The organism is Paenibacillus tarimensis (assembly GCF_021532315.1).
Taxonomy (GTDB): domain Bacteria; phylum Bacillota; class Bacilli; order Paenibacillales; family Paenibacillaceae; genus Paenibacillus_I; species Paenibacillus_I tarimensis.
The window spans coordinates 1-24,813 of the sequence record NZ_JAKGAO010000013.1 but is presented as its reverse complement, the minus strand read 5'-3'; the positions used below and the strand labels follow the sequence as shown (position 1 = coordinate 24,813).

Sequence of the window (24,813 nt, the reverse complement as noted above, 5' to 3'; positions counted from 1 at the left end):
GCCATTGTGAATTTTCAACAAGCACTACAGCAATATATTGGGCGCACAATTGAAGTACTGACGGTCGGCAGCTTGCTTACCGGCACACTGCTTCAGGTGGGAGAGGGCTTTCTGGTTCTTCGCACCTCCAGCAACTACTATAATCCGGTAGAAGGAGATGTAACGGTCTTCTTTACCAATATCGAGTTTGTTCGTGTACTGCCTTAGCGATCTCCTTGCAGGGCTGAGATAAACCAATTCCGCCAGGACGGGTATAATTCCTGGTTGGATTGGGACGCACTGCCGCTTCGGATTCGCCGGTGATACAGCGGCTGCGGCAGATGAGTCATGCTGCAGGCCTCAGCCAGACGGCATAGGATCTGAATATCCTCATAGAGCCTGCCATCATATAAGCCATCCTCCCACCAGCCGCCGGCAGTCCTCAGAGCTTCTGTCCGGTACATTCGCGGTGCGACCGGAAGGCCCTGTGCCAGCAGCTGGCTGGGATGCAGGCTGGGTGGCGAGGCCGCAATCCCGCGGTAGATAATCTGCTTGTTGAAGCGCTCCTGCCAATCATACCGGTCGGCATACAGGAGGCCGGCATCCGGGTTTGCGTCAGCAGCGTCAGCCAATATGCGCAGTGAGCCGTCCGCAAGCCAGTCGTCCGCATCGAGCTCAAGCAGCCATCGGCCGCGTACAGCCTCAAGTGCCCGGTTCAGGCAGGCCGCCTTGCCAGCATTGTGCTCATTGCGAAGCAGACGGACTTGGGGGACGGCTTTATACTGCTCCAGCTGTTCAAAGGTGCCGTCGCTCGAACCATCATCGACTATAATTAGCTCCCAATTGCACGCTCCCTGCAGCCTGACACTCTGAATGGCCCAATGGATGTGCTCCGCCTCATTATAGGCGCAGATTACAACGGAAACAGCGGGTTCACCTGCCGGTGGAGTAAGCGGGATACGACCGGCTGGCTGGAGAAGAGGACGGATATGCTGCCATTCCTCCCGGCTCTTATGCCAAAGAGGCCTTCCCCTGTTTGGTGTCCTTAACAGGCCTGTCAACGGTTCATGACGCCACTGCCAGCGGCCGGCGCTCAGCCGGTTCATCAACTGGACACCCATATAATGAGGAAAGGGCAGATGGTTGCTATCGGCAAACCCGCCGGCTTCCCGTACAGCCTCAAGCCGCCATACAAGCGGTCCGCGGGGGGAGTTGTCTGTTCCAGCCGGACAGATACCTGCAAGGGCAGGTGTATTCCTCATATCTTGGTATATCCAGCGGTAGAGAGCGGATCTGAAAGCGGGCATAACGGTTTCTCCGGCATGAAGCGTAACAAAAAACGGTGAACCCAAAGAAGCGGCTTGCCTGTTAAGTTCAGCAGCATGCCCGGCATGCAGCCGGCAGACTGGCATATCCGGGAATATTGCACGCACGCTCAGATAGGTCTGCTCAGCTGCCAGAGCATCGGAATGGAAATCCAAAATGTAAAAGAACATAAATAGCCTCCTGCAGATGCCTTAGGTTATGTTGCATGATATGCGGGTCTGGGCAAAGGGTGAAAAGTGTCCCATTAGCTAGCATGAACGGCAGGAAGGAGGAAGATAGCGGTGTCCATAGGCATGTGTACCATAGCAGCAGGCAATTACATCGCTTATGCGCGTGTACTCGCACAATCTTATTTGAAGCAGCATCCGGAGGGTAAAGCTTACGTGCTGCTGGTTGACAGAGACCTGCCCCCCGGCCGGAAGCATGATGAAGGATTTGAATGGATTAGAATGGACCAGATTGGCATTCCGGATATGGAGGCCTTCTGTTTTCAATATGAAATAACCGAGCTGTGTACCGCTGTGAAGCCCTATTTGCTGGATTACCTGCTGAAGGAGAAGAAGCTGGAGCAGGTCCTTTACTTTGACCCGGATATCTGGATTATGGGGCGGCTGGATGAGCTTTACCGGCAATTAAACGCTCATACAGCGGTCTTGACCCCGCATCTGACAGCACCTATTCCGATGGATGGCCGCAGGCCCTCTGAGCAGGATATCATGAAAGCCGGGGTGTATAATCTCGGTTTTATCGGCGTGTCTGCGGGCGGAGAGGGTGACAGATTTCTGCAGTGGTGGAAGCAGCGGCTGCGCCGTCATTGTCTGGCTGCGGTAGAAGAAGGGTTGTTCGTTGACCAGAAATGGATTGATCTTGCTCCCCATATGTTTGCTCCCTTCGCCGTTATTAGAGATCCGGGATACAATATGGCTTACTGGAATTTGCATGAGAGACGGCTGGAAGCGCATGGAGGAGAATGGATAGTTAATGGGCGGCCGCTTGTGTTCTATCATTTCAGCGGATTTCACCGGAGCTTACAGCACATATCCAAATACCAGGACCGCTATGACTGGAAAAGCCAACCCGCACTGCTGAAGCTGTTCGAGCAGTACCGCGAAGCTGTCATGCGCAGCGGGTTTGAAGCTGTGAAGGACCTGCAATGCCCGTTCAATTACTTTGATAACGGTATGCGCATACCGGATTACGTGAAGAGAATGTATTACCGGCTTGGCGAGCAGGAGGTACGCAGGTTCGGGAATCCGTTTCAGACCGGCCCGGAAGGAAGCTTCTACCGCTACATCTTCTCACCTGTTCATGAGCGTACCACTGTGCCCGTTCTCGTGCATGAATTGTACCAGCTGCGCCCAGACCTGCAGGCAGCCTTTCCCCGGCCGTTTGACGCGGATCAGCGGCGGCTGCTGAACTGGGCCAGAATCAATATACCGAAGACCTACAGCGTTGACCAGCGATTCATGCAATTCTGAAAGCTGCCAAGGGGAGTGAACAGGATAAGGAAGGCAGGGATAAAGTGTGAGTAATCAAGACCGTCTTGCGCCGCGGATATTCGCCAATACGTTCCCCAAGAGCGGAACAGGCCTTCTGGAGCAGCTTCTCTGGGGGCTGCCCTATGAGAAGACAATCCGGCGCGTGATTGAATCAGAGGAGAAGCTGGAGGAGCGGGGGATTGCACCCGGCGAGATTGTATTTCGCCACACTGTGCATACGGAGGAGCATTATGCCCTTGATACCCGCAATGAACGGCTGCTGACATATCTTAAAGAGAATCAGGTCAAAACTTTTTTCCTCTACCGGGATTTGAGGGATGTATGTGTCTCGAATGTGTTCTATATAACGGATATCGCCGGACCGGCGCATCCGTTATATACGTACTTTACCGAGCATCTTCATACCTTTGAACAGCGGCTTACAGCTGTCATTACCGGCGTTGAAGGAATCGATCTTGGCATGCCGGATCACTTCCGCCGGTTTGCCGGATGGCTTGAAGAGCCGGATGTCTGCACGCTGGCTTATGAAGATTTGGTTGGTCCCGACCGGAGAATGCATGTGGAGCGGATGGTCCGCTATCTGTGGGAATCGATTGCACATTTTGGCAGAGACCAAGAGGCGGTGGCCCTGTCCATGCTGGGATCCGTCGAGCCGGGTAAGCCGCAGACTACCTTCCGTGTCGGCAAAGCCGGCCGCTGGCGGAATTATTTTACAGAGGAGCACATACGTCTGTTCAAGGCAGAGGCTGGAGACCTTCTAATCCGTCTGGGCTATGAGCTATCGAATGACTGGAACTAGGCGCAAGGCTGTCCAGCTCATATAAAAGGGAAAGAAGCGCCATGAGGGGCGCTTCTTTTGTCGGTTGCTGCTGTAGTGGTACTCGTGATGTCTGCCGTCCTGCCGCAGCCGCTTCTAGTTGTGTCATGCTGTTAGTCTGGGTGAGCTGCGTCTAGGCTGTCATTCTGGATGTGTGCTGGGATGTCCAGCAGCTGCAGGCATGTCCGGCTCTAAGGAAGATGATCCTCTGCTGCTGTTGCTCATGGTGTAATTCTGAGGATCTTGTTTGGCGTTAATTACATTATGCTTCTGTCCATTTAGGAAAGAATAAGTAAATTGTTTGGTTTTTGTTAGGTTATTTTTGACTTTCCTAATGAATGCTGCTTGTTTAAATATAGTAAAGACCGCCAGACAGCACCGGCTTTGTGATATATTCTTGGTTTGGATATAAGCGGACGTGATGGTAATCTATTGAAGAGAGGAGATGATCAGATGACAGAACAAACGCTTTTCACTAAGCTTGGCGGACAGGAGACGGTAGACAAGGTGGTGGACAGCTTTTACGCAAAGGTGCTGGCTGATCCGCTGGTTAGTCCATTCTTCGTACATACGGATATGGCCAGGCAGCGCCGGCATCAGGCTGCATTCATCGGGTTCGCTTTGGGGAGCGGGGCGGCTTACACAGGCAAATCCATGGCGAAGGCCCATGAGGGGATGAACCTGCAGCCGGAGCACTTTAATGCAATTGCGGCCCATCTGAGTACTACATTGGAGGAGTTCGGGGTGTCAGGGGAGGATATCCATCAAGTAATGGCTAAGATCTCTGCACTCAAAGATGACATTCTCTATAAGTAGCTCTAATCAGCCGCGCTTATGGTCACATGGCCGCGCCTACACCATAATGAATCCTGAATAGGGCAAAATGAAAGCGACGCGCGGAAGCAGTTGTGGTACGATGGACTTCTATATGGAAAGAGGAAGTGATGCAGCGTGATAAACATAACAATACCTGTGCCCGATGTCACCATCCATAAGCAGGAGGCGCCCGAACTGAGCCACATCTACGGATTTACGGATTTCCACCTCATTACCAGGGAAAAGGGCGGAATCTTCATGTTTTATAATGTGAAGGACGAGCTCCTGTTTGTCGGCAAGGCCCGCAAACTGAGGCAGCGGATTAAGAAGCATTTTGAAGATACTGTCTCGCCCATGAAGAATCACCGCGATGAAGTTGTGAAGATCGAGGTCGCCATTGTGGAGGATCCCGTTGACAGGGAGATCTACGAAACCTATATCGCGAATAAGCTCGGGGCGAAATACAACACGGAGAAAATATCCGGCAAGTAATGCGTCTGAACCGAAAAAGGGCAATAGGCAATCTCTGATAAGGGGGGCATATTGCCTTTTTTGCATGGAATTTTACTTCTGCCTGCCTAAGAATTGTACCAACAGCAAGATAATAAAAGCGGCACAGAGCAGCGGTATTATTGCTGCCGGCATTTCGCCTTTTTATCCGGAAAAAGGACGGATTTAGCTGTTATCATCCGCTTTACAGGAATGTTGCTGAGGCGTAATATACGAAAGGTAGACCCGATTTGGAAGATGAAGTCAGTTTTCACGTTCAAATCGCTTAATTTTCCGCTTAGGCGGAAAAGCGGGGGAACCAACACACGAATCAAGGGAGTAAGCCGCCAGCGGCTGCCATGCTTGAATCCGTGCGGGGTGAATCCGATGTGCAGATCTATTCTGCGCATTGGTAGGGCGACTCTCAACGCCCGAATCCGTCAGCTAACCTCGTCAGCGTCTAGGAGGCGGCCATACTGCCGCTGCCAAGCTTGCTGCCCGGAATCCGTGAAGCAGCTTATGAGAGGAAGGTGAATGCTTGTGTATCGTTTCGCGACGACCGCAGGGAGATCCTTTGCGGCTTTTTTGGCGTTAAGCGTGCCCCCGCACCCGCAGGCCTGCGGGTGCGGGGGCACGCTGCCGCTGCTTCCAGGCTGCCGAGAATGGGTAGTGAAATGAAGTACAGACAGGAAGAGTATAGAGAGAATGCCGTTGTTTACCGAAAGAGACGCATGGGATAGGAGTATTATATGACGAGCGATACCATTATAGAGAAGCAGAAGAAGCAGCGAAAGCTGCTTTTGACTGCACCCCAGATCATACTGTTCGGCTTTGCCTTTTTTATTGTGCTTGGGGCTGTGCTGCTAAACCTGCCGGTCGCATCGGCCAGCGGTGAGAGCGTAGGTTTTCTGGATGCCCTGTTCACCTCAACCTCGGCCGTATGCGTAACCGGCCTTGTTGTATTTGATACAGCGGGAACCTTCAGTTTGTTTGGAGAGCTTGTCATCATGATCCTGATTCAGATTGGCGGCCTTGGCTTTATGACGTTTGGTGTCCTGTTTGCCGTGCTGATCGGGAAGAGGATCGGTCTAAAGGAGCGGCTGCTGCTGCAGCAGTCAACCGGCGCGATATCCTTCCAGGGAGTGGTCAGACTTTCCATAGGCATCTTCCTTACGGCATTGATTATTGAAGTGATCGGGGCTGCCCTGCTTGCTGTCCGCTGGAGCCAGGATATGGACTGGATGCGTGCCATTTACTTTGGCGTATTCCACTCCATCTCTTCCTTTAATAATGCGGGCTTTGGCTTATGGAGCGACAGTCTCTCCCGTTATGTGGGCGACCCGCTGGTGAATATCGTCATCGTAGCATTATTTGTAGTCGGCGGTATCGGCTTTACCGTTATCCTGGATATCTACAATAAGCGCAGATGGAAAAATCTGACCCTCCATACCCGCATCGTGCTCATTATGTCGCTGATCCTGTCGGCAGCAGGATTTCTGTTCATCTATTGTATCGAGCTGTTCAACCCGGCGACCTTCGGTTCGCTCTCCTGGTCGGAACAGCTGTGGGCCGGCTTCTTTCAAGGCTTGGTGCCTAGGACAGCGGGCTTTAACACGCTGGACATCGCTGCGATGATGACAGCTTCCCAATTCTTCATGATTCTGCTGATGTTCGTAGGCGCGTCCTCAGGGTCAACAGGGGGCGGGATCAAGACGAACACGTTCGCCATCCTGATGCTGACCGTACTGATGATTATAAGGGGCAAAGAGGACCTCCACCTGCTGAGGAGAAGAATTGCCCACGAAATTATTCTTCGTGCGTTAGCGGTCATCATCATTTCGATGGGGGTTGTGCTGACGTCGACCCTGCTGCTGTCCATTACGGAGCATACGCTTCAGAAGGACTTCCTGGAGCTGCTCTTCGAGGCGACTTCAGCATTCGCGACAGTCGGCATGTCTATGGGACTTACCCCTGAGCTATCGCCTGCTGGCCGGGTCATTATTATTGCGACCATGTTTATCGGCCGTCTGGGCCCTCTAACACTCGCTTTTGCACTGACACGCAATACCAAGGCGGTTAAATACCGTTATCCGGAGGAGAAGGTGCTGATTGGTTAAGCCGCACCAGCAGATTGTTGCCAGCGGCCTATGCCGCGTCTCTTACCGAAAAAAAGGATAGGCCGATTGGCTGGAGAATATACTAGCATACGCGGATTAAGACAACAGGGGGGATTGAAGTTGGGTGTGCCAGGAGGCGTGTGGGTAGGAGCCTTTATTATTTTGGTAATTCTCACATGGATGACCCTATGGGTAACGAAAAAAGCCTATTCCAAAAGATGGGATGATCCGGAAGAATAAAGTTATGCCGTGCCTTGGATGCACGGGTAACGGCAAGAAGCACGGGAGGCATGAGATGCCCTTCGTGCTTCTTGCCGATCATGGAGATGTAACCGGCAGGTGCAGGCTGATCTTAGCCTAGGCTTCTTCCTGCGGCTATAGCGACCTGCTTTTGCATGGAATCCTGTATCATGCCGTCACTGTGGCGCTGGCTGTTCAGAAAATGAATACAGAAGTGGCCGTTATAATTGTTATCCTTAATAGTAGCATCTCCATGGGGAAAAGAATGCATGGCCGCGGCGAGGCGCCTGCCATCCACCTCAATAATGATCGCCCGCGGGGTCCATGAGTAGCTTCCCCCCCAAATTTCCTTCATAACTTGGGCATCCCGGGCGGTCAGCGGCTCACTGTCTGCATGATTACCGCCCATGGTATGCTTCACTTGAAAGCTCCGGCCGGTCCGGAAATCGGTAATGGTGGCCGTCTTGCCTGTCGGGAAAACGTACCTTGCTTCCGTCCACCAGTCCAGCACTTCACCATGGCGCGGGGAGACAGCCTGTTTGACAGGCACATCATAGACAGCTACACGAACGGTTTGCCCGACGCGCAGCACGGTATTGTCCGTCATGCCGTTGAGCTTTAGCAGATCCAGAAAAGGCATGCCGTACTGCTGGCTGATGTTCCACAGGTTGTCACCAGCTTGAACCGTGTGGTTACGGTACGTTACGGTGATGCCAGCCGATGGAGCAGGCGGGAGTGCCTGCGGGGTTGGAGAAGCCTGCACCGCTGCAGGGGTGATAGTCTTTGGCACAGCAGGTATAACCAGCTGCTCGCCGGGAGATATTGTACCGCTGTCGCTGGTTATACGGTTTGCCATGGTAAGAGCATTGACGGACACACCATAATTTCTGGCGATCATCCATAGGGACTCTCCGCTGGAAACTGTGTGATAGTCTCGGGGAATAACGAGCTGCTGGCCGGGCCGGATCAGGTCGTCCGCCAAATGATTGGCCTGACGCAGGGCAGCAATGCTCGTATTGTACAGTTGAGATAATTTCCACAGCGACTCGCCCTCGCCAACGATATGAAACGGTGAAGACGCAGATAGCAGGTCAGTTCGAGTCTGAAGAATCGCTCTTCTGCCTGCTGAATCCCAGCTGACCTCCAGTCCTAGCGCTTCTCCAACGAAACGAAGGGGCACCATAGCCGTGCCTTGATACAGAAATGCCGATGGCGTGGAAATGGTCTGGCCATTCACTACAGCTGCAGGAGTGCCGATCTGAATGGTTATCGTGTCAGTATCTCGCCTGATAACGACAGTGCGGGTAACCGGGTTCCAGTCAACGGCAGCCTGCAGCGATTCTGATATGATCCGGATAGGCACATAAACGCTATTATTCATTATTACAGCTTGTGCGTCCAGCTGTTTGCCATTCAGGTAGACGGCTGGAGCCGCGGCAGAAGCGACAATGGTTTGTGATGTACTTGACGGCAGGCTGCTGGCGGCTGTATGCTCACCGCTGCCGAACAGTGACGCAGCCAGAATCGCGATACCGCCGGAAAAGATCCGGATACGCGAGACGCTGTAATTAGGATAGTGCCTAAGCAGCAGCTGTCTGGCCTTATCAATGACAGATCCGGCATTTGCGGGGGAAGAATGGCGGCCCTCACCCGGCTCCTCCGCGAGCTCCATATTATACGCTGTTATCAGAATGTCGAGGCAGTAAGAACCGTCCTCAAGCTGCAGCAGCTTCATTTGACCCTCATTTGAGATATTCATCAGTACCTCCCGGAAGACCGCAGTGGTCTGATCAGATTATATACATTACAGCATTGCCGGAAGGTGTAAGAATAATCCGGGCGGACATGAACATATGGCTGAGCAAAGGGAAGGTTTCAAAGGACGGGGGTTGTGACATAATTGAAAGTGTGAGCGCAGGCAGGTTGCAATAGCAGTAGGGACATAGTATTATATCTATAATTTATACCCTACGGGGGTAATGTTAGTTTGTTTGGGTTAATTCTATATAAGAAGGAGCTGAGACACATGAAACAAAGGATCAAGCTGGCAGCTGCAGCTGCTGTTATGGCTGTTTTCCTCGCAGGATGCACGGGCAGCGGAAATGCCGGGACAGGGACAATAAATCAAGATGCCGGAACCTCAGGTACTGCCGGGCAGACAGCGGTCGAATCAGGAGGAGCTGTTCCGTGGATTGCTTCCAAGAATACCACCCGTGTGAATACGGATAACCCTGCTGAGGCGGCGGTACTTGTATCCAGGATGCTTTGGATGGCAACGGATGACAGCAATCGGCCGGGCGGCATCATTATTGTGAATCCGTCGGACTGGCAAGCGGCGCTGGTGAGCGTGAATCTGGTCCATCATCCGTTTAATGGTCCAGTCCTGTTCACCGATAGCAAGGGAAGCCTGCCGGAGATTACACAGCAGGAGATGGAGCGGCTGAAGCCTGCCGGTATCGCGGAAGGGGTTCAGGTTCTGCTGGTCGGCCAGATGAATGAAGAGGTGAGCGGCCAGGTAAAAGCGCTTGGATACCGTGCAGACAGAATTGAAGGGGGCAGTCCGGCCGAGACAGGAAGACAGATTGATGAGTACTATGCCAAGCTTACAGGAAGCGTGCCGCAATCGGTTATAGTAGGTTCGCTGGAACAGGCACAGTATACACTTCCCGCAGCGAACTGGATTGCTCATATGCCGGAGCCGCTGCTCTACGTAGCCAAGAGTTCCATACCGGAGGAGACAGTCCGGGCGCTTCAGACGAGAGAAGGACAAGCCAATATCTACCTTCTGGGACCGGAAGCTGTTGTCTCCAAGGAGGTAGAGGAGAAGCTGCGGGAATACGGACGGGTTGTCAGAATCGCAGGGGGGGATCCGCACCGTAATGCGGTAGCTTTTGCCCGGTACACTGATCCGGAAACCGGATTTGGCTGGGGAATCAATAAGCCAGGCGGCAGCTTCTCTTTCCTGAACGCGGGTGCCGATCCGGCTCTGGCCGTAGCGGCGGCTCCATTCTCGCATCTTGGCAAGCACTCGCCGCTGCTGTTTGTTGATAAGGGCGCCGTACCCGAAGCCGTAACGGAATATTTGGCGGAGATACAGCCTAAGTTTGACAAGACACCAACGGAAGGGCCATATAGCCATGGGTGGATTACCGGAAGTGAATCATTGATTACGATGGATGTGCAGGGACAGCTGGATACCCGGCTTGAGATCGTCTCGCGTACGGGGGCCGGCCATGAGAGTCATGGGGGCAGCAGTAATGCCGGGGAAAGCACAGCCGAATCACCTGACGCGGACGCTGCAGAAGAGAATGAGCCGGGCAGCAGCCATAGCGGGCACCACTAGTTAGGAATATAAAAAAGCACCCCATACGGGATCAGCCGGCGGCTGTCCTCTATGGGGTGCTTGTCGTTTGATATTCTGTCAAGCAGATGAATGCGGATCCGCCTTACACGGCTGCCTCTTCCAATTGCAGCTTGCCGAGCTGACCTTCGGCGGACAGCATGGTTACCGCCAATACGTACATGGCATGTGACCAGGTAAGCGGAACGACCCAAGCGGTCTTTCCAGTCACCTTGTCAACCTGCTCTGGGAGCAGACCCGTCAGCGTCCGGTGTTCGGCGGCCCAGCGCAGCAGCTCGCGTGCTTCATCGTAGCGGCCCTGCCGGATGCGATAGTGGCACAGCCACAAGGTTGTGAGAATCCATGGGTTGCCGCCAATGTACGGGTCGCCTTCATACCGCATGATGCCGCCGACGGTACCGACGGTAAGCGCCTGCTCTATGGCATCTGCCGTTGCCGTCATAATTGGATCATCGACCGCAAGCACGCCGAATGGTACCGCTACGCCAAGCAGACTGATGTCAATGACCGGGTCATGGTCAAGCCAGTATGAGACATAACCTTTGTCATCGGTACGAATAGAACCAATTACGCCCGATTCGGCGGCCTTGCTGTATTCAGGCTCTGAAACGCGGAGCTTGAGGCCGCGGTACAAGGAGCTGCGTTCGCTGTTCCAGCATTGTTCCCGGATCGTTTCCCGGATACGGGCGGCAGCATCTCTCCAGACGCTGGCCTTTGCTCCGGCATTGTGCAGCTCTGCGAAGGAAGCAGCGGCAGTGAGACCGCCGTATACAGCGGCAGCAGAATAGGTATGCTCGCCGATCCGCTCCTCCCAAAGGTCATGGCTTGGGAGCGGCATGCCGTTCTCTTCATCAAGATAAGTCATAAGGAAATCAGCTCCCCGTTCGACCGCCGGCCATACCAGCCGCACGAACTCATCGCTGCGGGTATGGAGGTAATGCTGCCACATTCCCCATATGATCGATGCGCCTTCATCAATCTGAAGTCCCCACGACGGAGCCAGCCGGCCATCGGGGAAGTGGCGCTGCTGCCAGGAGCCGTCCGGGTCCTGGGCGGTCAGCGTCCAGGCATAGAAGCGGCCGGATAAGGATTCCAGGCCGGCACGGTCGAAGGCCGTTGTGATATAAGCGGCGTCACGGCCCCAGCAGTAGGCATATCCGCCGCAGCGGCTGAAGGCTTCGTCGAATTCGGGAGCGGCTACCACGCTGCCGCTCCGCTCGTCGGTCATCAGCTTCATAGCGAGCAGGGAGCGTTCATACAGCCCGCTGATTACAGTGTCCGCTTCAGCCGGTGCCGGGTTAGCGGCAGCCAGGTAGCTCCTCCAGTATTCCTGAGTCATATTGAGCCATTCGGAAGCCAGCCGGCTTTTTGCCTGCCTAAGGACGCGGTGCGCCTCATCACGAGTGGACCCGGCTGCGATATAGACGGGAAGTTCCACACTGGCGCCTGGGGCGACATCGGCAAACCGCCAGCTAAGGGCGCCCTCAGGAGACATGTCAATTCTTGTGCCGCCGAGTTCCCCATCCTGGGCATCGACCCACGCGGCTCCCGTCTGGTACCCTGTGCAAACGTTTGAACTTCCGACAGCAAAAACATAAGCATGGCGGAAATGAACTAACGCATCCTGATTAATGTCAAACTCTGTTGTCTGGTAATACGGCGACTCCGTAGAGCGGAAGGAAGAATAGTACAGGAAGCGGAAAGACACAGGCTGGTCGCTGTTATTCGTAAACTTGAAGTGCCGTACGTACAGGTCCTCTCCCGGCACGGCATAATCGGTCGTTACCGCTTCCACCGGACAGCTTGGGGAAGAAGCTATAACACGAAAAATATTCGTGCCTTCAAGGTAAGCCGCCTCGTGCTTCCAGCCATCCTGTTCTTCGTCGAACCAGGTAATAGCAGAGGTCTGCCCTTCCAGGAAGAGACCGCTCCGGATATCCTCGACATGCTGCGGGAAATTGACATGTGGCCACCACAGGCGGTACATTCTCCCGGTACGGCCAAGAGATGCGAGGAAGCGGGAGTTGCCGGTAACGGCATCAATCAGGTACGGTTTGCTGCTGTTCATTTCATCGTCTCCTTACTTATGGATGGTATGCAAAGATGATTCCCGCGGAATGAAGCGGTGCGGGATCAGAACCCGGTTCTGATGAACCGTCTCACCCTTCACAGTGCGCAGTAGAGTCTGTGAAGCGGTATACCCCAGCTGATAGATGCCAATGTCCACTGAACTGATCGGAGGTGAGGTCAGCTCTGACATAGGGGTATTGTTAAACGCCGCGAGACACAGGTCCTGCGGAACCTTGTAGCCAAGCTCCGTCAAGCCGCCCAGAACGCCGAAGGCGACCAGATCGTCCATTACGACAAGCGCAGTCGGACGCTCAGGCAGGTTCATGATATACGACATGGCCCTGTATCCGCTCTCCTGCAGAAAATCGCCTTCGACGATCCACTCGGGATGCACAGGAAGCTTCTCCTGCTGCATGGCCAGCTTATAGCCCTCCAGACGGTCGCGGGAGACAGTCAGGTTCGGGGGACCGCTTACAAAGCCGACCCGCGTATGCCCTTGCGCAATCAAGTGACGGGTCACGTCGAAAGCTGCCTGAACATTATTGTTATCGACCGTCAAAATGTCGGGATGCTCATCATTTCGGCCGATCAGGACAAAGGGGAATTTCTCTTCCTTCAGAAACGATATGACCGGATCTGCCTGGCGGGAATACAGAAGAATCACTCCGTCCACACGGCGTCCGCGCACAAGCCTTGTTATCGCATCGACTTCCTCGCGTTCCGTTGTACCCGTGGCCATCAGAAGGTCATAGCTCGATCTTGCCGCCTGTGTGACAACTCCCCGGATCATCTCCGAGAAGAAGAGATTGAGGAAGAGCTCCTCGGCAGGACGCGGCAGCAGAATGCCGATCGTATTCGTCACTTTGGAAACGAGGCTCTTGGCCATGACATTCGGGTGGTAGTTCATCTCTTCCATGATAGCTTTCACCTTCCGCACCGTAGCCGGGCTGATCTTCGGATGCCCGGATATGACACGTGAGACGGTGGACGGGGAAACTCCCGCTTGTTTGGCTATATCAACGATGGTTACGCTCATAGTAGGAATACCCCTTTCATGCAAACGATTGAACTACGGTCGACAGCTGTCAGGCCAGCCACTCCTCTTTTCCCTTATGTTAATGCATGTAGAGGCAGGTTGTAAACCACGTATATTTGACTAGCCCAACATAAATTAGCTATCCGGTGATAAGAGAGAATTGCGGATAGAGAAGTACGGGTAAGATAAGAATTAACGATACAAGAAGAAAATGCAAACGTTTGTACTAATTGAAACTTGTAGTATGTCAGGCCTTCCCGCAGATGCAAGCGGATAAATCCTTGTTTGCATCCGACGGGCAGGAACGTATACAATCAGGATAGAAACTAGTGAGATTCATTATCAATTACCGCGTGGTAAGGTATACTGCTGCGGCATAATCTGCCGGCAGCTGTTTATGGATTGACAAGCTTTTATGAGTACTGGCGGTTTAACCACATGGCGAGGAGGTCATATACATGGAAATTTATGAAGCAATTCGGGGAAGACGGACAATGGGCCGGGTCAAGCAGGACCCGGTGCCGCGGGAAACAGTGGAACGGCTGCTGGAGGCGGCCAACTGGGCGCCCAGTCATCATGCAACTGAACCGTGGAGGTTCTTCGTGATGACAGGTGAAGGCCGTGATGTGCTGGCGCAGGCTTATGCAGATATTGCCGCAGAGCAGGCACAGACCGAAGATGCGGAAGCTTTGGCTGAGATAAGAGCTAAGCAGGCTGCCAAAGCATACCGGGCACCTGTAGTTATAGCCGCAGCGGTCTCTCCATCTGATGATCCTAAGGCAGACCGCAGGGAAGAGCTGGCCGCAGCGCATGCAGCAGTCCAGAATCTCCTTCTGGCCGCCCATGCGGAAGGGCTGGGGGCGATCTGGCGTTCGGGTGAGCCGATGTACGATCCGATTATGAGCAGCGCTTTTGGCCTTAAGGAAGGCGATGCGCTAGTAGGTCTTATATACCTGGGGTATCCGGCTGTTGAGCTTCCGGAGGGAAGAAGGCGCCCGGTTGAGGAGAAGACGGTATGGCTTACGGGGCAGCAGCTCTAATTCACCGCAGGTTCGAGGGTTCAGTCAGATTTTAGAGACGAACCGGACGGTTGGCACGTATAATAAGTCCATAAGGGAGGCTGGTTCTATGAATTGTCCGGTATGTGACGGCATCAGAATGAGGGAAGTTGAGAAGGACGGCGTTATGATTGATATCTGTCCGCAGTGCAAAGGGGTATGGCTGGACCGAGGCGAATTGGACAAGCTGATGGGCGGCGTCCGGGAGATCCGTGAGGAATTTAACCAGTGGCATAATGAGCGGCACAGAGAGCCTGGAGGCGCCCAGTATGGGAGCCAAAGCAGCAGCTCCGGTCAAAATAATACCCATCCTGGCGGCTACAGCCCTAATCCCGGGAGCTTGGGAGGGAACCAGGGTAATTACAGTCGTCCAGCCCAGTACGGCAGCCAGTCGGGCCACGGGCAGTATAAGGATCCCTATTACGGAAAGAAGAAGAAAAAGAACTTCCTTGACCAGTTGGGAGAACTCTTCGACTAAACGAGCAGTACCAGCCAGCCGCAATCGGATGTTTTTAGAAGGCATATGCGGCTGGCCTTTTTTGTTTAGAAATAAGGACGGTTCCTTAGCAGCTTGTTGACAGCAGGATCTGCTGCATGGCAAAATGTACACGTGTACATGAAAGCGAATACAACATAGGGTGGTAAATTAACGGATATGGCAACGCGCAGCGAGGTGGCTAGACGGGCAGGGGTTTCCGAGGCTACGGTATCAAGAGTGCTTAACGGTGTCGGGCCGGTTAGGGAGGGAACCAGGAAGAAGGTGTTGGAGGCAGCGAGGGAGCTGGATTATCATCTCAATGCCGTGGCCGCCAGCTTTGCGAGAGGCCGCAGCGGGAACCTTGGCGTTGTGCTACCCCACGTGCCCAAGGTCAGGCTGTTCTCCACCTATTATTTTTCGGAAATTTTAAGCGGAATCGGGGAAGCGGTTCGTGAAGGGGGATACGGGCTGCTGCTGCTGCACCGGCATCCGTCAGAATTATATGACTATCCTTCGCTCTTCCGCAGCCGGAGGGTGGATGCCTGCATTGTACTGGGGGCAAGCGATCTGCCGGAGGAGACAGCCGGTATTGCGCTGGCAGCCGGCCAGGGACTGCCGTTGTGCCTGGTTGACCATTATTATAATGAGCTGCAGATCAGCTCAGTCGCAGCTGATCATCGCAGCGGCAGCCGGGAAGCGGTCAGGCATCTGCTGGCTGGCGGAGCCAAGCGGATCGGCTTCTTGAATGGCTCTCCCTACTATGCAACAAGCAGGCTGCGGCTGGAGGGCTATGCAGATGCTCTGGCTGAAGCGGGCATAACGCTTGATAAACGTCTTCTCTATCAGGGCAATTACAGCCGCAAGAGCGGTTATGAGTTAGCTGGAATTATTCATAGGGACCGGATGGCAGGCCGTATTGATGCGCTCTTCGCGGCCAACGACCGGATGGCAATCGGGCTGATTCAGGGACTCAGAGAACATGAGCCGCGGGTACAGGACCTCCCGCTTGTCGGCTGCGATGACTCAGACGCCGCACGTCTGTCCGATCCGCCGCTGACTACCGTGCAGGTTCCCTTCTACGATATGGGACGGCTGGCGGCAGCACGGCTGCTTGAGCAGTTGGGGGAGGACGGAGGCACGGTGTTTCAAGAGGTGCTGCCCACGAATCTGATCATCCGGCAGTCGTCGCAGCCCGTTGTCGAATAGTGATCCAAGGAGGAGAAGAATCATGGAGCCAAAAGAAATTCGGGTAGGGATGGTAGGCTACAAGTTTATGGGCAAGGCCCACAGCCAGGCTTACAGGGATGTGCCAATGTTCTTCCCGGATGCGCCGAGGCCGGTTATGAAGGCGATCTGCGGCCGGGATACGGAAGCCGTCCGGCAGGCGGCCCAGCAATTCGGCTGGGAGAGTGCTGTGACGGATTGGCGGGAGCTCGTAAGCCGCAGCGACATTGATGTCATTGATATCAATGCTCCGTCGAACGTGCATAAGGAAATTGCGGTCGAGGCTGCCAGGGCCGGCAAGCATATTTTCTGCGAGAAGCCGCTTGCGTTATCGCTTGCCGATTCACGGGAGATGCTGCGGGAAGCCGAGACAGCGGGTGTTAAGCATATGATCGGCTTCAATTACCGGTTCGCACCGGCCGTTCAGCTGGCAAGGAAGCTTGTGTCTGATGGCAGGCTTGGACAGATTTATCATTTCCGTGCTTGGTTCCTGCAGGACTGGATTCTTGATCCGGATTTCCCGCTCGTATGGCGGCTCGATAAATCGGTTGCAGGATCGGGCTCGCACGGCGATCTTGGCGCGCACCTGATCGATCTGGCCCACTTTCTAGTCGGTGAGATGACAGAAGTCATCGGCATGAGCGAGACCTTCATTAAGGAGCGTCCGATGCCATCGGCCATGACAGGCCTTAGTGCAAGCGGCAGCACGGATGGTCCGAAGGGACCTGTTACCGTAGACGACGCCACGCTGTTTATGGCGCGCTTTGCGAGCGGAGCGCTGGGCAGCTTCGAAGCGACCCGGTTCGCGGCCGGGCACCGGTGTACGAATGCCTTTGAGATCAACGGCAGCAAGGGCAGTGTCAAATTCGATTTCGAGCGAATGAATGAGCTGCAGGTTTATTTTACCGGAGATGATGAGGATGTTCAGGGCTTCCGTCGTGTGCTGGCAACCGATCCGGCCCACGCCTATATGGATGCCTGGTGGCCGGCGGGGCATACGATTGGCTACGGCCAGACGTTCACGCATGAGGTCGTTGAGCTCCTGCAGGCAATCGGCGGGAACAGGCAGCCTGTGCCCAATTTCCATGACGGGATCAAATGTCAGGCGGTGCTGGAAGCGGTGGAGCTGTCCATTGATGAACGGCGTTGGGTTCGGATTGATGAGCTGTAGGATATACTGTTGATAGAGGGGTCAGACAGGAACGGCATGCTGAAAGCTGTATATGGGGAAGGAGCGGATCGAATATGCGCAGGGCATTGATCGTATGGGGCGGCTGGGACGGCCATGAGCCAGAGCAGGTGGCAGGTATTTTCCGTGAGCTCCTGGAGAAGGAACAGTTCGAAGTGGAGGTATCCGATACGCTGGAGGCTTTCGCTGACCGTGATAAGCTGCTAGGTCTGGACCTGATCGTACCGGTTTGGACAATGGGGCGGATCGAGCAGAAGCTGGTTGAGCATGTTTCGGCAGCTGTCCAGCAAGGCGTGGGCCTTGCCGGATGTCACGGCGGCATGTGCGATGCCTTTCGTGAGAACGTCGACTGGCAGTTCATGACCGGAGGCAACTGGGTTGCCCATCCAGGTAATGACGGAGTGGATTATACAGTGGAAATCCGGCACAGCACAAGCCCGCTTGTGGAGGGAATTGGGAACTTTACCGTCAAGAGCGAGCAGTATTACCTGCATGTTGATCCCGCGGTTGAAGTGCTGGCGACCACACGGTTTCCGGTTGTCCCGGGCCCGCATGCGGCTAACGGTCCAGTCGATATGCCTGTCATCTGGACGAAGCGCTGGGGAGCGGGCAGAGTCTACTATAATTCCCTCGGCCACGTCGCGGACATTGTTCGTATGCCAGTTGTCCTGGAGCTGATGAGGCGGGGGTTCCTGTGGTGCGCGGAAGGCAAAGGGGCAGCGGGGGCACGGCAAAGAGAAGTCACGGAGATTTACACCGGCATGGCGGACAGCCAGCTGTAAAATTAGCGGACAGGAGAGTACGCTGCGATGGATAAGCTGAAGGCAGGGATTATCGGTACAGGAAATATCAGCGGCATCTATATGCAAAACGGCGGACGCTTCGGCTCCATGGAAATTGCGGCCTGCGCAGATCTGGATGTTGAACGGGCCAAGCAAAAAGGAGCCGAATATGGCATCCGCGGCTGCTCGGTGGAGGAGCTGCTGGCCGACAAGGAAATCGAGATGGCCATCAATTTGACCATTCCGCAGGCGCATGCTGCTGTCAGCCTGCAGGCGCTAGAAGCGGGCAAGCATGTGTACCTTGAGAAGCCGCTGGCGGTTACACGTGAGGAAGCGCGTCAAGTGCTGGATAAGGCGAGTAGCGCAGGGCTGCTGGTCGGAGCAGCACCCGACACCTTCCTTGGCGGAGGAATTCAAACCTGCATCAAGCTTATTGCTGAGGGCGCCATCGGCATTCCTGTCGGGGCCACCGCCTTCATGATGTCAGGAGGGCATGAAAGCTGGCATCCCGCTCCAGAGTTTTATTACAAGCAGGGCGGGGGCCCGATGTTTGACATGGGGCCATACTACCTCACTGCGCTGATCGCTATGCTGGGCCCGATCGCCCGCGTAACAGGCTCTGCCCGGATATCCTTCCCGGAGAGAACGATCACAAGCAAACCTAATGCCGGACAGAAAATTGAGGTCGATGTGCCGACGCATGTGGCGGGTCTGATCGACTTCGTCTCCGGTCCGGTCGCAACGCTGGTAACCAGCTTCGACATTAAGGGGGGCTCCATACTGCCGCGGATTGAGCTGTACGGGAGCGAGGGGACGCTGCAGGTACCGGACCCGAACACATTCGGCGGGCCTGTTCTGCTGTGCCGGGCCGGCTCGCGTGAGTGGGAAGAGGTCGCACTGTCGCACGGCAGCAGTGATAACGCCCGCGGAATAGGCGCAGCCGATATGGCACAAGCCATCCGCACGGGACGGAAGCACCGTGCGTCGGGCCAGCTTGCGTATCATGTGCTGGAGGCGATGCACGGCTTTCACGACGCATCGGAGCTCGGCTGCCATTACGGCATGCAGAGCACATGCGAGCGGCCGGAGCCGCTGCCCGCAGGCCGTAAGGACGATCAGCTGGATTAGCAGTAGAATAATTAAGCCTTCCGGATCCGTCAACCAAACAAGCCTTCGGCAGCGGCGCTTATGCGCAGGACCGAAGGCTTGTTCTCTCATTAAACGCAGCGTTATAAATGCTCGCGATTCACCCGTTCATTGCGAATCATCTGCTCCAGCTTCTCAATGAGCCGGTCATGCTCGGGCGCTGTCCTGCGGAGTCTGAACAGGCTCTTCCTCTTGTCCCGCTTCAGCACTTCAAGCATATATTCCTTCTCCTTCAAGGTAAACATCCGCAGCATCACCCCCCGTTCCGTTCGAATGCAACGAGCCAGTCACCCTGTATGGCCGCGTAGCCTGAATCGCCCTCGACCAGCAGACCATAAAGATTCTTCACATCCGCAAATTCCCGGCGCTCCCCGTTGTCAAACTCAAGGGTGATGTAATAATAGGTGCGCGAGCTATGTGTTGTGGAAGGGTGCATGCTGCCCTCGGCATTGTGATGATGTTGCGTATTGGAGTGGGAGCGGACCTCTGTACGCTTGGCCACGACCTGTGCATACACCGTCTCCCGCGGGGCATTCTTGTTCTTCATGTAGCGGGCCCCGTTCATTATGATGCCTCCGATCACCACGACGAAGCCGATCACCATCAGTATGGGAATGATGGTGAACATCAAGTTAAAGCCCGCACCAGGCCCTAAGTCAGTGTTAAACATATGATTTCCTCCAGTCCATGACGGCAGTACGAAGCGCGGCGCGCCGTATGCCTTTTTTCATGTTGTACGTACGAAGAGCCTGTAATGTTCCGCTTTGTGCATTCACTCCATTATAACAGCAAGTTTTCCTGATACGAGGCTTGACGGTATTATGGGCAGGAAACAGCGAAATGTTTTGGGGACTGCCCGCATAAGCATGGGATAAGGAGCCGGACAGGAGGGGGACGCCGTGGCAGGTTGGAGAAGAAAACGCTGGAGAAGCAGGCGGACCGGCAGGCTGGGCGGCAGGCTGGGCAGGCGGAAGCTATGGCTTCTGGTCATGCTGCTGATGCTGGCTTTTGCCATTCAATCATTCATATTCATAGAGCGGAATCTTAAGCCGCCGCTGATGAACGTCGCCGCGATTCGCGTTAAGCAGATTGCGACGGAATCCATCAACAAGGCAATCTCAGAGCAGGTAGCCGGCCATTCCGATTTTGAGAAGCTGGTGGAGTGGAAGACGAACGGCGACGGTAAAATATCAGGCTTCATGCTGAACTACGGCGAGCATATGCGAATCACATCCGAGACCATTAACACGGTTCAGAGCATGCTTGGGGAGCTGGGGCAGGTACCAGAACACATTCCGGTAGGGCAGGCGCTCGGGAGTGCGATTATCAGCTCGTTCGGACCGCGTGTTCCCGTACGTTTTGAGCCTGTTGGGGCAGTCAAGGTGGATCTGAATACCCGCCAGACGGATGCGGGCATTAATATGATTCTGGTAGAGGTTTATATCCGGATTCGGGCGGAGGTTGCGATTATTATTCCGTTTGATACGAAGCCTGAAATTGTAGAAACCGAAATCCCCGTTTCTTATTTGCTGGTCGTGGGCGATGTGCCGATGTACTACTATGATAACAAGGGCAATCCGGTTGGCGGAATGGGACAGGAGCCTCCGAGCATCGCGCTTCCGGTGCAGCCGCCTGGCGGGGCCGCTAGGGAGCCGGGAGTAAGCTCGGACCATGGGGAGGGTGCAGATAAGACGGCAGGGACGGAAGAACGGGCAGGAGAAGATACTGCCGAGTAGATGGTCAACTGATCCAGCTGCAGAATGCTTTTCTTATATTAGCGCAAGCCCTTTACCGGACCGGAGGGTCATGGTAAAGGGCTTCGCTGCAGGCTGAACTAAGGTATAAGGGTCCGCAGAGACGGGCTTTATCTGTTCCTGTTCTTCTGCCTGATTCTGCGCCATTCTTCCCGCTCCCACGCCTTAAGCATCGGGTAGGGATCGAAGGACCACTCGATCAGCCCGCGGTCGCGATATACTCCGTAGTGCAGATGGGGCGGAAACTTCCCTTGGGTGCCGGGCTTGCCGTAGCCCGAGCTGCCAACCCATCCGATAACTGTGCCGGGCTTGATAACGTCGCCGACCTTCTGCGTTTTGTCGAAGCCGGACAAGTGAGCATAATAATGATAGACATTATCAAGGTCACGGATGCCGATCCGCCAGCCGCCGAATTTGTTCCAGCCCTTGATCTCAATGACTCCATAGCAGGTACTGCGTACCGGGACGCCATAACGGGCAAAAATATCGGTTCCTTCATGAATCCGTCGGCCGCCCCAGCTGCGGGCTGAGCCCCAGGTGCTGCGGTATGAGTAGTCGCTTCTGACAGGCAGCGGAAAGGCATGCTCGTCGAGATCGAGTCGGTCGAAGGTTTCATATACCTTGGAGAACTGCTGAACCCGCTGAACGGCCCTGGTGTTATGGTAGTACTCCCATAAGCTGATGGCAAAGTCATCGGCTGTTGTGCCGTAAGCAAGGATATGGTTGGCAACTGTATATAAGATATCCGTATCATTCGCAGGATCAGCCAGTCCATCGCCGTCTCCGTCAAGGCCAATTCCCCCGAAGTATCTTAGCGTGGCAGGGGAAGCGGGCTGCTCCTTATCGGGATTCATCGCACCGGCCCAGCGTTCCGGGGGGATGTAGATCCCAATCAGGCCCGCGGGTTTGGGACGGGACTTGGGACGCGCCTTGGTCAGGGTGCGTTCATATTGGTCTATGGCGGCCAGATAATGCCACGGGATCGCGGTAATGTCACCAATTTGTTCAAACAGCTGCTTGCGCTTGGCTGCAGGCTGTTCCGCTGCAGGCACCGGGGGTGGGCTGCCGGGCGCTGATGCAGCTGCCGGAGTACCGCCGGCTGCCAGCGACAGGAGCAGCGCTGCCAGACCGGTCGCCGCACAGCGGTTCAGTGCTGTAAGTTGTATTTTCCATTTACGCTGCATGTTGAATCGTCGCCTCCTTTTATAGCGTTAGCTTACTGCATATCATTGGTTTTTATCCGATTCATGATATAATAAGGACACGGATCATTAACAAGGGCGGCTTGTCCGCTTAGAGGAAAGCAGGTCATGGTGCATGAGATCGAAACCACGCAACAAAGAACCAAAGCCGGACTGGCTTCGCATAAAGTTGGCTACAGACGGCAATTATGCCGAGATTAAGGATATGATGCGCTCGAAGACACTCCACTCGGTATGCGAGGAAGCGCGCTGCCCGAACATATACGAATGCTGGGCGAACCGTACAGCCACCTTCATGATATTAGGTGATATTTGTACAAGGGCATGCCGTTTTTGTGCTGTTAAGACCGGGCTGCCGACGGAGCTGGATCTTCAGGAGCCAGAACGTGTGGCGGAAGCGGCCGAGCAGATGGGACTTCGTCATTGTGTCGTGACCTCAGTGGCACGGGATGATCTGGCTGATGGCGGGGCTTCGATCTTCGCGGGCACGATCAAAGCAATTCGCGCCAGAATGCCGCTATGCAGCGTAGAAGTGCTGATTCCGGATTTCCAAGGCAATTGGGATGCGCTCAAAATTGTCATGGATGCAAAGCCGGATATTCTAAACCATAACATTGAAACAGTTGAACGCTTGTCGGACAGGGTTCGTGCCAAGGCCAAATATTCCCGTTCGCTTGAGCTGCTTCGCAAGGCGAAGGAGCTGCAGCCTGATATTCCAACGAAGTCAAGCATCATGCTTGGGGTCGGGGAAACATGGGACGAGATTATTCAGGCGATGGATGACCTGCGGGCGCATGACTGCAATATCTTAACGCTTGGCCAATATTTGCAGCCTACGCCGAACCATCTGGAGGTCGAGCGCTATGTTCACCCGGATGAGTTCAAGGCGCTTAAGGAAGAAGGCATGAAGCGCGGCTTCAGCCACGTGGAGTCCGGACCTATGGTGCGCAGCTCCTACCATGCACACGAACAGGTACAGTCCGCGGCACAAGCGCAGCCGGCAGGCCGTGCGAACGCATAACACGACGGATTGGAAATGGGGGCTCATCGTTGATTCAGATCGGCGGCAGAACATATGAACTCTTGCATGAACATAAGAATGCCTGGAACCTTGAAGCATTCAAGGGGCGGTACAGCGATGTTCTCGAAAGATATGACTATATTATTGGCGATTGGGGCTACAATCAGCTGAGGCTGAAGGGCTTCTTCAAGGAAGGGCACCCGAAGGCGACAAAGGAAAGCACGATTGCAAATTTAGCCGATTATATTAACGAATACTGCAATTTTGGCTGTGCATATTTCGTCTTACAGAAAATTTCCAGCGGCAGGATGGCAGATAGTGATACTGTCTTGATCAATCTGGATGAAGAACCGGAAGAGCAGCTGCTTCAGCAGCCGAATCATTACCGTTCCCGGCGGCAGTCGAGCGAGCTGGAGGCAGCGCCGCTTACGACGGCAGCGGCCCGAGAGGTTGAGACTGATCAACCCATTCCCGTACCCCGCGAAGGGGAGGGCGGCGCGAGACCAGGCCGTTCCCGCGAATCGCGGAATGGCGGACAGCGCTATGGAGCACGGGAGGGCGGTCAGCCCGGCCGCGGCAGAGACCGCCAGGGAGGCCGCGACAGCGGCACATCCTCTGGTGCTAAGGAAGGGCGCGAGCGGGAGGGCAAGGCTAACCGGCAGCAGCAGGGAAGTGGACAAGGCACGCCTGCCCAGGACCATAAGCCTAAGCATCGCTACCGCAGCCGGGAAGGTCGCCAAGGGCAGGAGCATCAGAAGGGCAAGGGCACGCCGCAATCCCCTGAGCAACAGGCACAGGGAGGACGGGCCGGGGGTAACCGGCAGCCTGGCAGTGAGCAGGGCAGCAGGAGACAGCAGCATCAGGCTGGAACCGGCAGCCCGGTTTCAGAACAGCCACGGCAGCCTCGCCAGAAGCCGGAAGGACGTTCTCAACAGGCAAGACAAGGGACACCTGGCGAACAGGGTGGACCAGCTGTTCAGCGGGAATCGGGCGGACAAGAATAACAGTAGAATAATCGAACGGAAGCGGGCGGATTGTTCATCTGCCGGCTTCCGCTTCGTTTGCCCATAACCACTGGCAAAATGGGGGTGTCCCATAAGTCATCCAAGATGACATGGGGCACCCCCTGTTATTGATTCAGGTTAAACAAAAGCAACTACGCATCTCGAATATTCTTCCGACCGCTGTTGCTCGTGGATTCCTTGAACG

At 54.8% G+C, this 24,813-nt stretch carries 24 protein-coding genes and 1 riboswitch; of the genes, 17 read left to right on the top strand and 7 right to left on the bottom strand.

The window, feature by feature from the left end:
• Positions 1 to 6 precede the first annotated feature (6 nt).
• Positions 7 to 207, top strand: coding sequence for a hypothetical protein (locus L1N82_RS14945; protein WP_235288255.1), 201 nt, complete (start codon positions 7 to 9; stop codon positions 205 to 207).
• On the opposite strand, the gene L1N82_RS14940 is transcribed toward L1N82_RS14945, so the two are convergent.
• Entirely contained in the window at positions 204 to 1,475 is a 1,272-nt protein-coding gene (locus tag L1N82_RS14940) for a glycosyltransferase family 2 protein (protein ID WP_235288254.1), read from the bottom strand. The two genes, L1N82_RS14945 and L1N82_RS14940, sit on opposite strands and share 4 nt — an antisense overlap.
• Positions 1,476 to 1,586: 111 nt before the next feature.
• Here L1N82_RS14940 and L1N82_RS14935 point away from each other — a divergent pair, with 111 nt between their 5' ends.
• The 6 genes from L1N82_RS14935 to L1N82_RS14910 all read left to right on the top strand — a co-directional run bounded on the left by L1N82_RS14935 (position 1,587) and on the right by L1N82_RS14910 (position 7,043).
• Positions 1,587 to 2,783, top strand: coding sequence for a hypothetical protein (locus tag L1N82_RS14935; RefSeq protein ID WP_235288253.1), 1,197 nt, complete (start codon positions 1,587 to 1,589; stop codon positions 2,781 to 2,783).
• Between the two features lie 46 nt (positions 2,784 to 2,829).
• Complete coding sequence (locus tag L1N82_RS14930; RefSeq protein WP_235288252.1) at positions 2,830 to 3,603, top strand: sulfotransferase domain-containing protein; 774 nt, start codon at positions 2,830 to 2,832, stop codon at positions 3,601 to 3,603.
• Between the two features lie 471 nt (positions 3,604 to 4,074).
• Positions 4,075 to 4,437: a group I truncated hemoglobin gene (locus L1N82_RS14925; protein ID WP_235288251.1), complete on the top strand. Its 363-nt coding sequence runs from the start codon at positions 4,075 to 4,077 to the stop codon at positions 4,435 to 4,437.
• 135 nt (positions 4,438 to 4,572) lie between these two features.
• Entirely contained in the window at positions 4,573 to 4,929 is a 357-nt protein-coding gene (locus L1N82_RS14920; protein ID WP_235288250.1) for a nucleotide excision repair endonuclease, read from the top strand.
• Between the two features lie 270 nt (positions 4,930 to 5,199).
• Positions 5,200 to 5,400, top strand: a riboswitch (cyclic di-AMP (ydaO/yuaA leader).
• A 17-nt stretch (positions 5,401 to 5,417) separates the two neighbouring features.
• Positions 5,418 to 5,666 (top strand): hypothetical protein, encoded by a 249-nt coding sequence (locus L1N82_RS14915; RefSeq protein WP_235288249.1) that lies wholly within the window; start codon positions 5,418 to 5,420, stop codon positions 5,664 to 5,666.
• 9 nt (positions 5,667 to 5,675) lie between these two features.
• Entirely contained in the window at positions 5,676 to 7,043 is a 1,368-nt protein-coding gene (locus L1N82_RS14910; RefSeq protein WP_235288248.1) for a TrkH family potassium uptake protein, read from the top strand.
• A gap of 352 nt (positions 7,044 to 7,395) precedes the next feature.
• On the opposite strand, the gene L1N82_RS14905 is transcribed toward L1N82_RS14910, so the two are convergent.
• Entirely contained in the window at positions 7,396 to 9,042 is a 1,647-nt protein-coding gene (locus tag L1N82_RS14905; RefSeq protein WP_235288247.1) for a LysM peptidoglycan-binding domain-containing protein, read from the bottom strand.
• Positions 9,043 to 9,309: 267 nt separating this feature from the next.
• Between L1N82_RS14905 and L1N82_RS14900 the strand changes: the two genes are divergently transcribed.
• Positions 9,310 to 10,626: a cell wall-binding repeat-containing protein gene (locus tag L1N82_RS14900; protein WP_235288246.1), complete on the top strand. Its 1,317-nt coding sequence runs from the start codon at positions 9,310 to 9,312 to the stop codon at positions 10,624 to 10,626.
• Between the two features lie 103 nt (positions 10,627 to 10,729).
• Here L1N82_RS14900 and L1N82_RS14895 read toward each other — a convergent pair whose 3' ends face one another.
• Complete coding sequence (locus tag L1N82_RS14895) at positions 10,730 to 12,712, bottom strand: glycoside hydrolase family 15 protein (protein WP_235288245.1); 1,983 nt, start codon at positions 12,710 to 12,712, stop codon at positions 10,730 to 10,732.
• A 12-nt stretch (positions 12,713 to 12,724) separates the two neighbouring features.
• Positions 12,725 to 13,750 (bottom strand): LacI family DNA-binding transcriptional regulator, encoded by a 1,026-nt coding sequence (locus L1N82_RS14890; protein WP_235288244.1) that lies wholly within the window; start codon positions 13,748 to 13,750, stop codon positions 12,725 to 12,727.
• A gap of 458 nt (positions 13,751 to 14,208) precedes the next feature.
• On the opposite strand from L1N82_RS14890, the gene L1N82_RS14885 reads away from it, so the two are divergent.
• The 6 genes from L1N82_RS14885 (at position 14,209) to L1N82_RS14860 (ending at position 19,609) form a co-directional block, all read left to right on the top strand.
• Entirely contained in the window at positions 14,209 to 14,790 is a 582-nt protein-coding gene (locus tag L1N82_RS14885) for a nitroreductase family protein (protein WP_235288243.1), read from the top strand.
• Between the two features lie 88 nt (positions 14,791 to 14,878).
• On the top strand, positions 14,879 to 15,286 hold the full coding sequence (locus L1N82_RS14880; RefSeq protein ID WP_235288242.1) for a TFIIB-type zinc ribbon-containing protein: 408 nt from the start codon (positions 14,879 to 14,881) through the stop codon (positions 15,284 to 15,286).
• 177 nt (positions 15,287 to 15,463) lie between these two features.
• On the top strand, positions 15,464 to 16,492 hold the full coding sequence (locus L1N82_RS14875) for a LacI family DNA-binding transcriptional regulator (protein WP_235288241.1): 1,029 nt from the start codon (positions 15,464 to 15,466) through the stop codon (positions 16,490 to 16,492).
• Positions 16,493 to 16,514: 22 nt separating this feature from the next.
• Entirely contained in the window at positions 16,515 to 17,681 is a 1,167-nt protein-coding gene (locus tag L1N82_RS14870) for a Gfo/Idh/MocA family protein (protein ID WP_235288240.1), read from the top strand.
• Between the two features lie 74 nt (positions 17,682 to 17,755).
• The gene (locus L1N82_RS14865) at positions 17,756 to 18,481 is read left to right on the top strand and encodes a ThuA domain-containing protein (RefSeq protein ID WP_235288239.1); all 726 of its coding nucleotides are present in this window, start codon (positions 17,756 to 17,758) and stop codon (positions 18,479 to 18,481) included.
• A 27-nt stretch (positions 18,482 to 18,508) separates the two neighbouring features.
• Positions 18,509 to 19,609 (top strand): Gfo/Idh/MocA family protein, encoded by a 1,101-nt coding sequence (locus L1N82_RS14860; RefSeq protein WP_235288238.1) that lies wholly within the window; start codon positions 18,509 to 18,511, stop codon positions 19,607 to 19,609.
• Between the two features lie 101 nt (positions 19,610 to 19,710).
• Here L1N82_RS14860 and L1N82_RS14855 read toward each other — a convergent pair whose 3' ends face one another.
• Both L1N82_RS14855 and L1N82_RS14850 read right to left on the bottom strand, forming a co-directional pair.
• On the bottom strand, positions 19,711 to 19,872 hold the full coding sequence (locus L1N82_RS14855; protein WP_235288237.1) for a hypothetical protein: 162 nt from the start codon (positions 19,870 to 19,872) through the stop codon (positions 19,711 to 19,713).
• A gap of 8 nt (positions 19,873 to 19,880) precedes the next feature.
• The gene (locus tag L1N82_RS14850; protein ID WP_235288236.1) at positions 19,881 to 20,297 is read right to left on the bottom strand and encodes a DUF2500 domain-containing protein; all 417 of its coding nucleotides are present in this window, start codon (positions 20,295 to 20,297) and stop codon (positions 19,881 to 19,883) included.
• Positions 20,298 to 20,526: 229 nt separating this feature from the next.
• On the opposite strand from L1N82_RS14850, the gene yunB reads away from it, so the two are divergent.
• Positions 20,527 to 21,363 (top strand): sporulation protein YunB, encoded by an 837-nt coding sequence (gene yunB / locus L1N82_RS14845; RefSeq protein WP_235288235.1) that lies wholly within the window; start codon positions 20,527 to 20,529, stop codon positions 21,361 to 21,363.
• Between the two features lie 128 nt (positions 21,364 to 21,491).
• On the opposite strand, the gene L1N82_RS14840 is transcribed toward yunB, so the two are convergent.
• Positions 21,492 to 22,565: a M23 family metallopeptidase gene (locus L1N82_RS14840; RefSeq protein WP_235288234.1), complete on the bottom strand. Its 1,074-nt coding sequence runs from the start codon at positions 22,563 to 22,565 to the stop codon at positions 21,492 to 21,494.
• A 133-nt stretch (positions 22,566 to 22,698) separates the two neighbouring features.
• On the opposite strand from L1N82_RS14840, the gene lipA reads away from it, so the two are divergent.
• Positions 22,699 to 23,604 carry a lipoyl synthase gene (gene lipA / locus L1N82_RS14835; RefSeq protein ID WP_235288233.1) on the top strand — a complete coding sequence of 302 codons (906 nt, stop codon included), beginning with the start codon at positions 22,699 to 22,701 and terminating at the stop codon, positions 23,602 to 23,604.
• Between the two features lie 29 nt (positions 23,605 to 23,633).
• Positions 23,634 to 24,608, top strand: a complete 975-nt coding sequence (locus tag L1N82_RS14830) for a YutD-like domain-containing protein (protein WP_235288232.1) — start codon at positions 23,634 to 23,636, stop codon at positions 24,606 to 24,608.
• Positions 24,609 to 24,813 lie beyond the last annotated feature (205 nt).

Excerpts from the sequence above, each read along its gene's own strand:
- L1N82_RS14940 (WP_235288254.1), bottom strand. The coding sequence starts at position 1,475 with ATGTTCTTTTACATTTTGGATTTCCATTCCGATGCTCTGGCAGCTGAG.
- L1N82_RS14925 (WP_235288251.1), top strand. The coding sequence starts at position 4,075 with ATGACAGAACAAACGCTTTTCACTAAGCTTGGCGGACAGGAGACGGTA.
- L1N82_RS14910 (WP_235288248.1), top strand. The coding sequence starts at position 5,676 with ATGACGAGCGATACCATTATAGAGAAGCAGAAGAAGCAGCGAAAGCTG.
- L1N82_RS14905 (WP_235288247.1), bottom strand. The coding sequence starts at position 9,042 with ATGAATATCTCAAATGAGGGTCAAATGAAGCTGCTGCAGCTTGAGGAC.
- L1N82_RS14900 (WP_235288246.1), top strand. The coding sequence starts at position 9,310 with ATGAAACAAAGGATCAAGCTGGCAGCTGCAGCTGCTGTTATGGCTGTT.
- L1N82_RS14895 (WP_235288245.1), bottom strand. The coding sequence starts at position 12,712 with ATGAACAGCAGCAAACCGTACCTGATTGATGCCGTTACCGGCAACTCC.
- L1N82_RS14890 (WP_235288244.1), bottom strand. The coding sequence starts at position 13,750 with ATGAGCGTAACCATCGTTGATATAGCCAAACAAGCGGGAGTTTCCCCG.
- L1N82_RS14885 (WP_235288243.1), top strand. The coding sequence starts at position 14,209 with ATGGAAATTTATGAAGCAATTCGGGGAAGACGGACAATGGGCCGGGTC.
- L1N82_RS14880 (WP_235288242.1), top strand. The coding sequence starts at position 14,879 with ATGAATTGTCCGGTATGTGACGGCATCAGAATGAGGGAAGTTGAGAAG.
- L1N82_RS14875 (WP_235288241.1), top strand. The coding sequence starts at position 15,464 with ATGGCAACGCGCAGCGAGGTGGCTAGACGGGCAGGGGTTTCCGAGGCT.
- L1N82_RS14870 (WP_235288240.1), top strand. The coding sequence starts at position 16,515 with ATGGAGCCAAAAGAAATTCGGGTAGGGATGGTAGGCTACAAGTTTATG.
- L1N82_RS14865 (WP_235288239.1), top strand. The coding sequence starts at position 17,756 with ATGCGCAGGGCATTGATCGTATGGGGCGGCTGGGACGGCCATGAGCCA.
- L1N82_RS14860 (WP_235288238.1), top strand. The coding sequence starts at position 18,509 with ATGGATAAGCTGAAGGCAGGGATTATCGGTACAGGAAATATCAGCGGC.
- L1N82_RS14855 (WP_235288237.1), bottom strand. The coding sequence starts at position 19,872 with ATGTTTACCTTGAAGGAGAAGGAATATATGCTTGAAGTGCTGAAGCGG.
- L1N82_RS14850 (WP_235288236.1), bottom strand. The coding sequence starts at position 20,297 with ATGTTTAACACTGACTTAGGGCCTGGTGCGGGCTTTAACTTGATGTTC.
- L1N82_RS14840 (WP_235288234.1), bottom strand. The coding sequence starts at position 22,565 with ATGCAGCGTAAATGGAAAATACAACTTACAGCACTGAACCGCTGTGCG.
- lipA (WP_235288233.1), top strand. The coding sequence starts at position 22,699 with ATGAGATCGAAACCACGCAACAAAGAACCAAAGCCGGACTGGCTTCGC.